Genomic DNA, 12,908 nt, shown 5'->3' on the forward strand with positions numbered 1-12,908 from the left:
ACAGGAACATTGGCCTATTCGTCATCAGGTGTGAAACGACTCATGCCGGTGTGACAGGATTTCCGTGAATTAGCCCATATCAAGAGGCCATCCTTCGATGATCGCCCAGCTGCCGACCAGTGCACCGTCCGCGAACTACCCAGAATTCCTCGAAGCCCTGCGCAACAGCGGCTTCCGTGGCCAGATCAGTGCCGATTACGCGACCCGTACGGTGCTGGCCACCGACAACTCGATTTACCAGCGCCTGCCCCAGGCGGCGGTGTTCCCGCGTGACGCCGATGACGTGGCGCGGGTCGCCGCGCTGATGGGAGAGGCGCGCTTTGCGCAGGTCAAGCTGACCCCGCGTGGCGGCGGTACCGGCACCAACGGCCAGTCGCTGACCGACGGCATCGTGGTCGACCTGTCGCGGCACATGAACAGCATCCTCGAAATCAACGTCGAACAGCGTTGGGTACGGGTCCAGGCCGGTGTGGTCAAGGACCAGCTCAATGCCGCGCTCAAGCCCCATGGGCTATTCTTCGCGCCTGAACTGTCCACCTCCAACCGCGCCACCGTCGGCGGCATGATCAACACCGACGCCAGCGGCCAGGGCAGCTGCACCTACGGCAAGACCCGCGATCACGTGCTCGAATTGCACAGCGTACTGCTCGGCGGCGAACGCCTGCACAGCCTGCCCATCGATGACGCCGCGCTGGCCCAGGCCTGCGCCGCGCCGGGGCGGGTTGGCGAAGTCTATCGGGTGGCCCGCGAAATCCAGGAAACCCAGGCCGAACTGATCGAAAGCACCTTCCCCAAGCTCAACCGCTGCCTGACCGGTTACGACCTGGCGCACCTGCGCGACGAGCAGGGGCGCTTCAACCTCAACAGCGTGCTGTGCGGTGCCGAAGGGTCGCTGGGTTACGTCGTCGAAGCCAAGCTCAATGTGCTGCCGATCCCGAAATACGCGGTACTGGTCAACGTCCGTTACACCAGCTTCATGGATGCCCTGCGTGATGCCAATGCCTTGATGGCGCACAAACCCTTGTCGATCGAAACCGTCGACTCCAAGGTACTGATGCTGGCGATGAAGGACATCGTCTGGCACAGCGTCGCCGAATATTTCCCCGCCGACCCCGAGCGCCCGACCTTGGGTATCAACCTGGTGGAGTTCTGTGGCGATCAGCCTGACGAGGTCAATGCGCGGGTGCAGGCGTTCATCCAGCACCTGCAAAGCGACACCAGCGTCGAGCGCCTTGGGCACACCCTGGCCGAGGGCGCCGAGGCCGTCACCCGCGTCTACACCATGCGCAAACGCTCGGTGGGCCTGCTTGGCAACGTCGAGGGCGAGGTGCGCCCGCAGCCATTCGTCGAAGACACGGCAGTACCGCCAGAGCAACTGGCCGACTATATTGCCGACTTCCGCGCGCTGCTCGACGGCCATGGCCTGGCCTATGGCATGTTCGGCCACGTCGACGCCGGCGTGCTGCACGTGCGCCCGGCGCTGGACATGAAAGACCCGGCCCAGGCCGCACTGGTCAAGCCGATTTCCGATGCCGTGGCGGCGCTGACCCAGCGCTATGGCGGGCTGCTTTGGGGTGAGCACGGCAAGGGCCTGCGTTCGGAGTACGTGCCCGATTACTTTGGCGAACTGTACCCGGCGTTGCAGCGCCTCAAGGGTGCATTCGACCCACGCAACCAGCTCAACCCCGGAAAAATCTGCACACCGCCAGACAGCGCCGAAGGCCTGACCAAGGTCGATGGCGTGACCTTGCGCGGTGACCTCGACCGCACCATCGACGAGCGCGTCTGGCAGAACTTCAGCAGCGCCGTGCACTGCAACGGCAACGGCGCCTGCTACAACTACGACCCCAACGACGCCATGTGCCCGTCGTGGAAGGCCACCCGTGAGCGCCAGCACTCACCCAAGGGCCGTGCCTCGTTGATGCGTGAATGGTTGCGCCTGCAAGGTGCGGCGGATATCGATGTGCTGGCGGCAGCGCGCAACAAGGTGTCCTGGCTCAAGGGCCTGCCGGCGCGGCTGCGCAACAACCGCGGGCGCGACCAGGGGCAGGCAGACTTCTCCCACGAAGTCTACGACGCCATGGCCGGTTGCCTGGCGTGCAAGTCGTGCGCGGGGCAATGCCCGATCAAGGTCAACGTGCCGGACTTCCGCTCGCGTTTCCTCGAGCTCTACCACGGCCGCTACCAGCGCCCGCTGCGTGATTACCTGATCGGCTCGCTGGAGTTCACCATCCCGTACCTGGCGCATGCGCCGGGGCTGTACAACGCGGTAATGGGCTCGAAGTGGGTCAGCAAGCTGCTGGCCGACAAGGTCGGCATGGTCGACAGCCCGTTGATCAGCCGTTTCAACTTCCAGGCCACCTTGACCCGCTGCCGCGTCGGCGTGGCCAGCGTGCCGGCCCTGCGCGAGCTGACGCCGGCCCAGCGTGAGCGCAGCATCGTACTGGTGCAGGATGCCTTCACCCGTTACTTCGAGACGCCGCTGCTGGCTGCCTTCATCGACCTGGCTCACCGCCTGGGCCACCGGGTATTCCTGGCGCCATACAGTGCCAACGGCAAGCCCTTGCATGTGCAGGGCTTCCTGGGGGCCTTCGCCAAGGCGGCGATCCGCAACGGTACCCAGCTCAAGGCCCTGGCCGATTGCGGCGTGCCGCTGGTGGGGCTGGACCCGGCCATGACCCTGGTGTACCGCCAGGAGTACCAGAAGGTGCCGGGCCTGGAAGGCTGCCCGAACGTGCTGTTGCCGCAGGAGTGGCTGATGGATGTGCTGCCCGAGCAGGCGCCGACCGCACCCGGCAATTTCCGCTTGATGGCCCACTGCACCGAGAAAACCAACGTACCGGCCAGTACCCGGCAGTGGGAGCAGGTGTTCGCGCGCCTGGGCCTGAAGCTGGTGACCGAGGCTACCGGTTGCTGCGGCATGTCCGGCACCTACGGGCATGAAGCGCGTAACCAGGCGACTTCACGGACCATCTTCGAGCAGTCCTGGGCGACCAAGCTGGACAAGGAAGGCGAGGCGCTGGCGACAGGTTACTCGTGCCGCAGCCAGGTCAAGCGCATGACCGAGCGGCAGATGCGTCATCCGCTGGAAGTGGTGTTGCAATACGCGCAGCGGTAAACCTGTAAGGCCCTCTTCGCGGTGTTGCCCGCGAAGAGGGCAGTCCAGGCCTTGCAAGCTCAAGCATCCTGGGCCTGTTTGCGGCCATGTCGCGCCTGCCGATACAGGTACAGGCTCAACACCAGCCCGCACCCCGAAGCCCCCGCCGCAAACAAGAACATCGAAGCAAACCCGAACCCCGCCGCCACCGCGCCCACCAACGGCCCGGTAATGCCCAGCGACAAATCGATGAACAGCGAATACGCGCCCACCGCCGCCCCGCGGTTGGCCGCCGACACCTGGTTCACCGCCTCGACCCCTAGTGCCGGGAACACCAGCGAGAAGCCAAAACCACTGAGCGCCGCCCCGGCCAATGCCAGCTCGGCGCTGGGCGCCAGCCACAGCATCAGCAGGCCAAGCGTCTCCACCGCCAGGCAGGCGATCGCCACCCTGAAGCCGCCCAGCCGGTTGATCAGGTTGCCGAACAGCAGCCGCGCACAGATGAAACTGGCCCCGAACAGGCTCAGGGTCAGTGCCGCATTCGCCCAGCCACGGCTGGCGTAGTACAGGGTGATGAAGGTGGCGATGGTGCCAAAGCCGATCGAGCCCAGTGCCAGCCCCGAGCCATGCGGGAACACTTTGCCCAGCACCCGCAGGAACGGCAGGCGCACCCCGCTGACCACTGGCGCGGCGCGCTTCGGCCAGGCCAGCAGCAGGCCGAGCACGCACAACAGGATGATGCTTGCGCCCATGCTCCACAGCCCCAGGCTCTTGACCATCAGCACACCCAGTGGGGCGCCGATGGCCAGCGCGCCGTAGCTGGCGATGCCGTTCCAGGAAATCACCTTGGCCGTGTTTTCGGCGCCCACTCGGCCGATCCCCCAACCAATTGCGCCAGAACCCACCAGGCTTTCGGCGCTGCCCAGCACCAGGCGGCCGACCAGCAGGCAGGTCAAACTCAGCCAGGGCAAGTGGGTGAGGAAGGCGCAGGCCAGCATGAATACGCCGCTGAGCCCGCATCCGGCCAAGCCGTACATCACTGCCTTCTTGCTGCCGAGGTTATCGATGATGCGGCTGGCCGTAGGGCGGCTGAGCAATGTGGCCAGGTACTGCACACTGATCACCAGGCCGGCGATCACGGTGCTGAAGCCCAGGTCGTTATGCACATAACCCGGCAGCACGGCCAGGGGGATGCCGATATTCAGGTAGCCGATGAACGTGAAAAGGACGATGGACACCACCTGCGCGGTGATCGCAAGGTGTGACGTGGATTTGGCGGGCATGGCAGATCCATTGGGCTAGACGGGCGAGAACGGTGTAATCATATCCACCCTGGCCCGGCCTGTGGGCAGGTCTTTGATGAACAAGCCTGCCCACGGCGCACGGTTACTCCTTGTAGTCCACCAGCCAGCTGACACTGAAGGATGCTGCGCCATGGTCCAGTCGCAGCCGCGGCAGCACGTAGCCTCCGCATGAGCGGCAAGTACTGAACAGGGTGAAGACGTATATGCTGCGCACGCTGGCGTGCGTGGCAAGCAGGTCGTCGTTGAGCACTGTGGCGATCAAGCGTTCGGAGTCCAGGTGCCTATGATGCTCGACGATATTGAAGTGGTCGGGGCGACGCAATGTGGGCAGCTCAGTAAAGCGGGGGGACGGTGGCTGGCCCTCCATGCGCGCGCGTGCATCGATGTAGGTAACGCGTGTGTGCGGTTCGGCTGGCGGTGTTGGTATGCCTACCTTGCGGTTTTTCCAGCCACCGGACAGCGAAAAGTAGACCCGGCGGCTGCCATCTTCCAGTGTCGCGGTAGCGAAAGCCAGGTTAGCACCAGGCAAGTGTCGGCGAAGTTGCAGCGCGCCAGCTTCGCTGAGTAGTTCGGCCACGCTCATCGGCATGAAGGGCGCGTCGGTGCCGGTGGCGGGCAGCAAGGTATTGAGGACAAGGGCTACGTGATCCTGCTCAGTCAGCGCGGCTTGGCGCAGTGGCCGCCAGGCGGGAATGATTTCCCGGTTCAGACCTGCCAGGTTGAGCTTGGCGACACCGGTGAGGGCATCCTGGGCGTTGGGAGCCGTGAGAATGCTCTTGGCGTATTCCGGCAGCATGCGCGCCTCGGCGGCATCGAGTACTTCCTTGAACACGCTGGGCGCGGGCGGGTGGCTGGCGCGGCTGTGTTCAAGCCAGTCGCGCAGGAGGGCGGTCAGGTTGTCGATGTCACGCTGCAGATTGGGGCGAGTCGCGACGATCCGGTAGGTTTCGCTGACCTGCAGATAACGTTCGATCATCTTGTCGTCGCGCACCCGCGACAGGGTTTGTCGCGTGCTGGAGGGTGGCGTGGGCAGGTCACCTGGCCGCAATGTACCGGCTGCAAGCGCGTTCAACTGGCGTGCTTGCCAGGGCGATATCACCCACTGCGCTGCATAGAAGACGCCGACATCGGCCTCGACGATTATCCAGTCGCGGCCTTGCCACGCGATGATTGCCGCCCTCAACGTGCGGCGGTCGGGCACGGTTCTGGCCAGCCCGCCCAGGCGCACCGGTGGGCAGACGCGGGCGATCAGTTGCACTTGGGCGGCTGAAAACGTTTCGGGCAAGCCAAACCAGAATTCCGCCAAAGGGTCGGCAGTGATGCGTCGGTGGTAAACTGGGGGGGTGATGATGCCCAGGCGAACCTGAGCCTCCAGTGCCTTTATCGGGGCGAGCGGTTTGGACGGCTGGCCGGTGTAGTTCACCACCTTGCCCTCATGCACCATGGCCTGTGTCCAGGCGTCAAACCGGCTGTCGCCTCCGTGCATGCGTATGGGCGCAGGCTCGATACGCACATGCTGGAAGGCATGGCTTACCTGCTGGCCGAACAGGGGGGTATGCGCTTCGTTGGCGGCCGGGGAGAAGCTCAAGGCGATATGCCTGTCACCTTCGTTACGGTACGGCGCGTTTTGCAGGGTTGGGGCAGGTGCAGACGACAACTTCTGGTTGTCGATGCGGCGAAGCGTATTGCTGAGTTCGCCGGGGTGATGGCGATAGGTAGCGCCGTTGATGAGTGTATCCACCTGGCCATCGCTCCTGGCAATTGACAGGGGGCGGGGATGGCCTTGCCACGCCAAAGGTGCATCCGGCGGTGTCAGGCGGTCGCGCATGAACTGGCCGGGGGTCAGGCCGGGCGGGGGCGGCTGATCGAGCCTGAAGTTGTCCGGCCAAGTGGCATGAGTGGGAAGTTCAGGCTGACTGTGCCAGCGCCTGGGCCCAACGGTTCGGGCATAGACCGCAGGCGGCAATTCGGATAACTCGGACCAGCGCCTGGCTGATTTGACCAGCCCTAGGCGCATCGCCTGAGCGGCTTGGCTGTTGGCAGCGGACAGGCGCGCCAGTGGGTTGGCTGCGCGACGGATCGCACGGGTTGCCGAGCCTGCGCCGGCCACCACGTCCAGTATGCAACTCACTGCATCCTGCCCGTTCTGGGCATCGATGCACGCAGCCCCCGGCACAGTGTGCTTGATCAGCTTCCACAGGTAACCCCAGTTGCTGGTTTGGCGCTTTTCGGCAAGAAATGCCTCGTGTCGCGTGGCGCCTTTGCTGACGGCATGCAACGCTGCGCTGTTACCTAGCCCGACGTATTGGACGTAGGCGTTGGTCAGCGCCTCCAGTCTGTGCTGCGCCGGCGCTTGGATGATGGTGCTCGGGCTGGAATGGAACGTGGCGACATCCCAGGTAGGGGGCGCTTCGTTATAGGCCTGATAGGGCAGTGTCACAATGTCTGAGAGGCGGTGGGCGGCAGCCGAGGGGATGGCGCGCTCGTGCCATGTCAAGCGCTGCGGGAACAGTTCCAGCAACGTGTGGTCGTGTTCACCTTGCAACAAAACCAGCATGCCCAGTGTGCCTACCTCTTGCTGCCAGTGTTCCTCGGGGCTGTCACCATAGGGCGGGACCGGGCCAGGTTGCCGATAACGTGGCCAGGTCGCGGCGTAACAGGTCCACGGGCCTTCGCGCAGTGCCTGCAGATAATCTTCCGGTAGATGCCTGAGCAGCCGTTGCATCAGGCCTTCATGGAGTATTCGGGCTGAGGCCAGCCAGCGGTCAAATGCCTCTTCGAACCATTGCGTGACGTCTGGTAGGCCTTTCGCGCTGTAGCGGGTTTGTAGATCGAGATACGCTTCAAGGTGAAGCTGGCCATCGGCGTTGTGCCCGGCCGGGTCGATGTTGGCCGCCTCCAGCAACCTGCACGCTTCGGCAATGCGGTCTGGCCGCTGCTGCAGTTGCGCCACATCCCAGGCAATCAGGTAGTGATCGTAGACCGTGCGCCATTGCTGGGCCGACCACGGCGGCATGTACGCGATGTGACCTTGCAGCGGCCCCCACTGGGCGAGCGTGTCGCGCAGGGCTTCACTGCTGCCAGCGGAGTCTTGGACGGTCTGGCTGAGTATCTGCTCTGCCTGTTCATGGCTCAGCGGGCGCTGCAGGTCGCGCAGCAGCATGACCCCTTGGCGCAGAATGGCCCAGTTCAGGTCGGGCCGATAAGGTATCGCTGTGGGGGTGTCGTCGAGCAGCAGTTCGGGGGCGAAATGGCGCAGCAGTAACTCGGCGGCCAGTTCGGCAACGGCGGGGCGGCAGCCGAGGCTTGCCTGCACACTGTTGGTCAGGTCCAGGCGTATGTCGGCATAGGGCAGCCTCTGGTTCTGCGGGTTGAACAGTTCGAAGTCCAATACATAGCCGGCACGTCGCGCATGCGGTGGGTAGAGCCAATCGGTCATGGCCTGCTCGGCAAGGTCACGGCTGTTGATTGCCTCGGGCAATTGCAGGGCTTGTGCCAGGCGAGCGGCCCACTGGCTGAACGCTTGGGCGTGCAGCAATGCATCCAGTACATGGGCGACGGGGGCATTCAATGCTGCACCCGGCAAGGTGACTTTGCCGTATTGGTTGGGCTCATGGCCGGCTTCGCGTTCACGCAGGGTCGGGGGGCGATAGCGCAGCCCCTGGTAGTAGACGTCTGCCTCAAGTGTCGCGAACAGGTGCTCGGCTGGGTTGGTGCCGGCCGGGGTGGCCAGCAGGTGGTGTGACAAGGCATTGAGGTCCAGGGCATGCGCAAGTTCCACTGTCGTTGCCGGCGCAAGGGGTAGCGGGGCCTCGTCGGGCAGGTCGTTGTGAAGCAGCAGGGCCGCCATGAGGAAGGCGTCACGGCGCTTGTGGCAAAGGTGCCTGGCCCAGAGTGTCTGGGCCAGGCTGCAGCTTTGATAGGCAGCGGCACCCGATGGGCTAGTAAGGTCGTCGGGAAGTGCCCGTGCCACCAAGGTTCTGAAAAAATAGGCACACTCGCCGGTGGCCAAGGGGGTGGCTGGCGGGCGTTTGAAAAAGGCGTTGAGGTGGCTCGCGGCTGCCTGGCTGGCAAAAGCCTGGTTCAGGGCGTCGCGCAACTCATGGTCCTGGAGCTGACGCGGAAACAGGTCGTCCAAGTCGAATGCCCGGTCAAAGTGCAGGCTCAGCGAAGTCTTCAGGTCGAGGGGGCCGGACGTATCATTCGCCAGCAGGATGTCCTGGGCAGTGATCGCCTCTATGCGGCGGCGGTACTCGTCGGGAGCGGGGGAGGGTGAATGCATGGTGCAATCTCCGGTAAGGGAGCCGCAACGATGCATAGCCTGGCAGGTGAGCGGGGGGTAGCAGGCTACTGCCTGAGGCTGAACGGTGTGAAAACGTGTTGACCGCGGTGGCCCGCAGGTCAGCCGTTTTCACACAGTTGTGATGCGCGGTTTATTCCTGATCAGCGCTGGATTGATCGTCACCATCCTGGTCGACGGCAGGCGTCGGCTCGGCGTGGACGGAAACGGTTTGCTCTTCTGGGTTCAAGCTTGGGAAGGGAAGATTCGGGATTTCATGCATCTCGTCGTTCCTCGCAAGTGTGAGTGAAAAGGCTGCGCCAGGCGCGTTTAGGGCTTCGGAAAGCTGGGGCAGGATACAGCAGTCTGGATGACAGTTTGAACTTTTTCCCGTTCGCTTGTCGGGTTTACGGGCGAATAACGGACATTTGTCTTACAAAAAAACGGGGCCGCTGTGCCCCCCCCCTTCGCGCCGGAACGCCGTATAGGGGGGGCACAGCGGCCCCGTCTTCAGGTGTTACTTGCGGCCTTCAGCCGACTCGGCAACCTTGTCGGTACGCGCGCACATGATGAAGTCGTTGCGGTGCAGGCCCTTGATCGAGTGGCTCCACCAGGTCACGGTGACTTTGCCCCACTCGGTCAGCAGGCCAGGGTGATGGCCTTCGGCTTCAGCGATTGCACCCACGGCGTTGGTGAAGTCCAGGGCATGCTTGAAGTTCTTGAACTTGAACACGCGCTCCAGCTCCATGTGGCCGTCGCGCACTTCGATGTTCCAGTCCGGGATTTCGCGAATCAGCTCTGCCAGTTCCTCGTCGCTGACTTTCGGTGCATCGGCGCGGCAGGCTTCGCAATGGGCTTGGTTCAAGGCATTCATGATTACTTTTCCAGTTCGAGTTGTTATCAGGGTGGCTTCAGGCAGCAACCTTGGGTGGAAACTTGGGGGCGTGCAGGCCCAGCTGCATGGCCTGCTGAACCATGCCCATGATGTCTTCATGGGCCAGGTCGAACAGCCGCTTGAGGTTGGGCAAGACGAAGTACAGCGGCTGCAGGATGTCGATGCGGTACGGCGTGCGCATCGCCTCTATCGGGTCGAACGCCTGGTGTTCCGGTTCATTCGACAGGCTGTAGACCGTTTCTTTCGGCGAGGAAAGGATGCCGCCGCCATAGATCTTCTGACCTTGCGGGGTCTCCATCAGGCCGAACTCGATAGTCATCCAGTACAGGCGTGCCAGGTACACGCGCTGCTCTTTGCTCGCGGCCAGGCCGAGTTTGCCATAGGTGTGGGTGAACTCGGCGAACCAGGGGTTGGTCAGCAGCGGGCAGTGGCCGAAGATCTCGTGGAAGATGTCCGGTTCCTGCAGGTAGTCCAGTTCTTGCGGGGTGCGGATGAACGTGGCAACCGGGAAGCGCTTGCTGGCCAGCAATTCGAAGAAGGTCTGGAAGGGGATCAGTGCCGGTACGCGGGCGACCTGCCAGCCAGTGGTGGCGCCCAGCACCTTGTTGACCTCGCCCAGTTGCGGGATGCGGTCGTGGGGCAGCTTGAGCTGGTCGATGCCGTCCAGGTATTCCTGGCACGCACGGCCTTCGATGACTTTCAACTGACGGGTGATCAGCGTATTCCACACCGCATGCTCTTGCTGCGGGTAGTCGATAAAACCATGCGCATCGGGCTCGCGTGCCACGTATTGCGTCTGTTTCATGTGGCTCTCCTGGTGAGGGCTTTTCTTGTTATGTGCTTACCCTAGGAATATCCCCTCATCCGGCAATTTGCACGGGGGTAGGTGTTTCTGTCAGGTGTTGGGTTGGCAGCTGTTCGTAACGAAAATTTTACAAAACGACGCGCGTGACGGAAAATCCGGGGCATAGGGCTGATGGTTTGCCTGTTTTTGTCAGCTTATCTTTACGAATTTTCCGCGCCCAGGTGAAAAACATCGGCGCTTAGAGAGCTCTCATGCGTATCAAAGTGCATTGCCAGAACCGCATCGGCATCCTTCGCGACATCCTCAACCTGTTGGTGGAGTACGGCATCAACGTGCTGCGCGGCGAGGTGGGGGGGGATCATGGCAATGCCATCTACCTGCACTGCCCGAACCTGATCAACCTGCAGTTCCAGGCCCTGCGGCCGAAATTCGAGGCCATTGCCGGGGTGTTTGGCGTCAAGCGCGTGGGTTTGATGCCCAGTGAGCGTCGGCACATGGAGCTGAATGCTTTACTGGGCGCGTTGGACTTCCCTGTGCTGTCGATCGACATGGGCGGCAGCATCGTTGCCGCCAACCGCACGGCGGCGCAGTTGCTCGGGGTGCGCGTCGACGAGGTGCCGGGCATGCCGCTGGCGCGTTATGTCGAAGACTTCGACCTGCCCGAACTGGTGCGGGCCAACAAGTCGCGCATCAACGGCTTGCGAGTCAAGGTCAAGGGCGACGTGTTTCTCGCCGATATCGCGCCGTTGCAATCCGAGCATGACGACAGCGAGGCGCTGGCCGGCGCGGTGCTGACTTTGCACCGCGCCGACCGTATCGGTGAGCGTATCTATAACGTGCGCAAGCAGGAGTTGCGCGGCTTTGACAGTATCTTCCAGAGCTCGCGGGTGATGGCGGCGGTGGTGCGTGAGGCGCGGCGCATGGCGCCCCTGGATGCACCCTTGCTGATCGAAGGCGAGACGGGCACCGGTAAAGAGCTGCTGGCGCGCGCCTGTCACCTGGCCAGCCCGCGTGGGCAGTCGCCGCTGATGGCGCTCAATTGCGCGGGGTTGCCCGAGTCGATGGCCGAGACCGAGCTGTTTGGCTACGGGCCCGGTGCCTTCGAAGGGGCGCGGGCCGAAGGCAAGCTGGGGCTGCTGGAGCTGACGGCTGGCGGTACGCTGTTTCTCGATGGGGTCGGGGAGATGAGCCCGCGGCTGCAGGTGAAGCTGCTTCGTTTTCTGCAGGACGGTTGCTTTCGCCGGGTAGGCAGTGATGAAGAGGTGTACCTGGATGTGCGGGTCATTTGCGCGACCCAGGTGGACTTGTCCGAGTTGTGCGCACGCGGCGAGTTCCGCCAGGACCTGTATCACCGCCTCAATGTGTTGTCTTTGCACATTCCGCCCTTGCGTGAGTGCATGGATGGGCTGGAAGGGCTGGTGCAGCACTTTCTCGATCAGGCCAGCCGACAAATTGGCTGTGCGTTGCCACGCCTGCTGCCGGCAGCGATGGATAAACTCAGCCAGTACCACTGGCCCGGTAATGTACGGCAACTGGAAAACGTATTGTTCCAGGCGGTTTCGTTATGTGAAGGCGGTGTGGTTAAAAGCGAGCATATTCGTTTGCCTGATTATGGCGTGCGTCAACCGCTGGGGGAATTTTCCCTGGAAGGGGACCTTTCGCAGATTGTCGGGCGCTTTGAAAAGGCCGTACTGGAAAGTTTGATGGGGGAATTTACAAGTAGCCGCGCATTGGGCAAAAGATTGGGTGTTTCGCACACGACCATTGCCAACAAGTTGCGCGATTATTCGCTGGGCAAGACGCCAGAATAATAGTCGTCGATGTAAGTTTGAATGGCGGGTGGCAGCGGATTTGCCCGCGAAGGGCCCCAGCGGGGCCCTGATCTCAAGGGTTAGCCGTTAGAGCAGCCATTCCCCATCACGCGGTATTCAAGAATGTGCGTCTGGCCCTTGGAGTCCTCGTAGGTCATGCGGGCGGGCACGACTTCACAGACGTTGGGCACTTCGCTCATGGAGATGACGCGGGCAATGTCCAGGTGCTGCGAATAACTGTACTGTTCAACCGGAATCTGCTCGGCATCGTTTGCTTCGCCGGCCATTGCCGCGCCGCAAAGACTGCCAAGTACCAATACCAGTAAAGCTTTCATTTTCTATTTACCTGTCTAAGGTCGTGAGGGGGTGCGCGGCGTTTGTAACGCCGCACGTGCTGCGGGTTTTAACTATCGAAGTAGAGGGGGATTAACGCTTGCCTTCGTGGGGGCTGTTACCAGAAGTTAATCGCCTTGCCGTTGTTGGCGAGATGAATTTTAGGGGGGCGGCTTGCGCTGAAACAGTAGGCCTTTTGATAAAGTGTTTTGACAGAATCTGTAACAATCACCCCAAAAGCACCCTGCTTTTTTCGGGCCAGGGCTACGAGCCGCGAGCTAGAGCGCTCTGCTCGTACGTCAGTACCAAATTCGGCCGCTTTACTACCAACGTCGAATGGCTTTTGTCGCTCTGGTACAGTTACAAACGGTTCCATACAAAAAC

9 protein-coding genes are annotated in these 12,908 nt (G+C 62.5%); 2 read left to right on the forward strand and 7 right to left on the reverse strand.

Translation table 11 applies throughout. The features are described 5' to 3' along the window. The first annotated feature begins 97 nt into the window (after window positions 1–97). The gene (locus tag HU770_RS14190) at window positions 98–3,118 is read left to right on the forward strand and encodes an FAD-binding and (Fe-S)-binding domain-containing protein (protein WP_186657991.1); all 3,021 of its coding nucleotides are present in this window, start codon (window positions 98–100) and stop codon (window positions 3,116–3,118) included. A 59-nt stretch (window positions 3,119–3,177) separates the two neighbouring features. Here the strand turns inward: HU770_RS14190 and HU770_RS14195 are convergent, their stop codons facing one another. The 5 genes from HU770_RS14195 to phhA form a co-directional block, all read right to left on the reverse strand. Continuing rightward, window positions 3,178–4,380, reverse strand: coding sequence for an MFS transporter (locus tag HU770_RS14195; RefSeq protein WP_047583456.1), 1,203 nt, complete (start codon window positions 4,378–4,380; stop codon window positions 3,178–3,180). Window positions 4,381–4,483: 103 nt separating this feature from the next. Further along, entirely contained in the window at window positions 4,484–8,683 is a 4,200-nt protein-coding gene (locus HU770_RS14200; protein ID WP_186663954.1) for a deaminase domain-containing protein, read from the reverse strand. A gap of 151 nt (window positions 8,684–8,834) precedes the next feature. Next, on the reverse strand, window positions 8,835–8,963 hold the full coding sequence (locus tag HU770_RS27280) for a hypothetical protein (protein ID WP_077068497.1): 129 nt from the start codon (window positions 8,961–8,963) through the stop codon (window positions 8,835–8,837). Window positions 8,964–9,197: 234 nt separating this feature from the next. Next, window positions 9,198–9,554, reverse strand: coding sequence for a 4a-hydroxytetrahydrobiopterin dehydratase (locus tag HU770_RS14205; protein ID WP_033699581.1), 357 nt, complete (start codon window positions 9,552–9,554; stop codon window positions 9,198–9,200). A gap of 37 nt (window positions 9,555–9,591) precedes the next feature. Continuing rightward, entirely contained in the window at window positions 9,592–10,380 is a 789-nt protein-coding gene (gene phhA, locus HU770_RS14210; RefSeq protein ID WP_033699579.1) for a phenylalanine 4-monooxygenase, read from the reverse strand. Between the two features lie 251 nt (window positions 10,381–10,631). Here phhA and HU770_RS14215 point away from each other — a divergent pair, with 251 nt between their 5' ends. Further along, window positions 10,632–12,191 carry a sigma-54-dependent phenylalanine hydroxylase transcriptional regulator PhhR gene (locus tag HU770_RS14215; protein ID WP_033699577.1) on the forward strand — a complete coding sequence of 520 codons (1,560 nt, stop codon included), beginning with the start codon at window positions 10,632–10,634 and terminating at the stop codon, window positions 12,189–12,191. Between the two features lie 80 nt (window positions 12,192–12,271). Here the strand turns inward: HU770_RS14215 and HU770_RS14220 are convergent, their stop codons facing one another. Next, window positions 12,272–12,526 (reverse strand): DUF2790 domain-containing protein, encoded by a 255-nt coding sequence (locus HU770_RS14220; RefSeq protein ID WP_033699576.1) that lies wholly within the window; start codon window positions 12,524–12,526, stop codon window positions 12,272–12,274. A gap of 116 nt (window positions 12,527–12,642) precedes the next feature. After that, window positions 12,643–12,900 carry a hypothetical protein gene (locus tag HU770_RS14225; RefSeq protein ID WP_143500693.1) on the reverse strand — a complete coding sequence of 86 codons (258 nt, stop codon included), beginning with the start codon at window positions 12,898–12,900 and terminating at the stop codon, window positions 12,643–12,645. Between the last annotated feature and the right edge of the window lie 8 nt (window positions 12,901–12,908).

Source organism: Pseudomonas sp. SWRI68 (genome assembly GCF_014269165.1).
Taxonomy (GTDB): domain Bacteria; phylum Pseudomonadota; class Gammaproteobacteria; order Pseudomonadales; family Pseudomonadaceae; genus Aquipseudomonas; species Aquipseudomonas capeferrum.

Excerpts from the sequence above, each read along its gene's own strand:
- HU770_RS14190 (WP_186657991.1), top strand. The coding sequence starts at position 98 with ATGATCGCCCAGCTGCCGACCAGTGCACCGTCCGCGAACTACCCAGAA.
- HU770_RS14195 (WP_047583456.1), bottom strand. The coding sequence starts at position 4,380 with ATGCCCGCCAAATCCACGTCACACCTTGCGATCACCGCGCAGGTGGTG.
- HU770_RS14200 (WP_186663954.1), bottom strand. The coding sequence starts at position 8,683 with ATGCATTCACCCTCCCCCGCTCCCGACGAGTACCGCCGCCGCATAGAG.
- HU770_RS27280 (WP_077068497.1), bottom strand. The coding sequence starts at position 8,963 with ATGCATGAAATCCCGAATCTTCCCTTCCCAAGCTTGAACCCAGAAGAG.
- HU770_RS14205 (WP_033699581.1), bottom strand. The coding sequence starts at position 9,554 with ATGAATGCCTTGAACCAAGCCCATTGCGAAGCCTGCCGCGCCGATGCA.
- phhA (WP_033699579.1), bottom strand. The coding sequence starts at position 10,380 with ATGAAACAGACGCAATACGTGGCACGCGAGCCCGATGCGCATGGTTTT.
- HU770_RS14215 (WP_033699577.1), top strand. The coding sequence starts at position 10,632 with ATGCGTATCAAAGTGCATTGCCAGAACCGCATCGGCATCCTTCGCGAC.
- HU770_RS14220 (WP_033699576.1), bottom strand. The coding sequence starts at position 12,526 with ATGAAAGCTTTACTGGTATTGGTACTTGGCAGTCTTTGCGGCGCGGCA.
- HU770_RS14225 (WP_143500693.1), bottom strand. The coding sequence starts at position 12,900 with ATGGAACCGTTTGTAACTGTACCAGAGCGACAAAAGCCATTCGACGTT.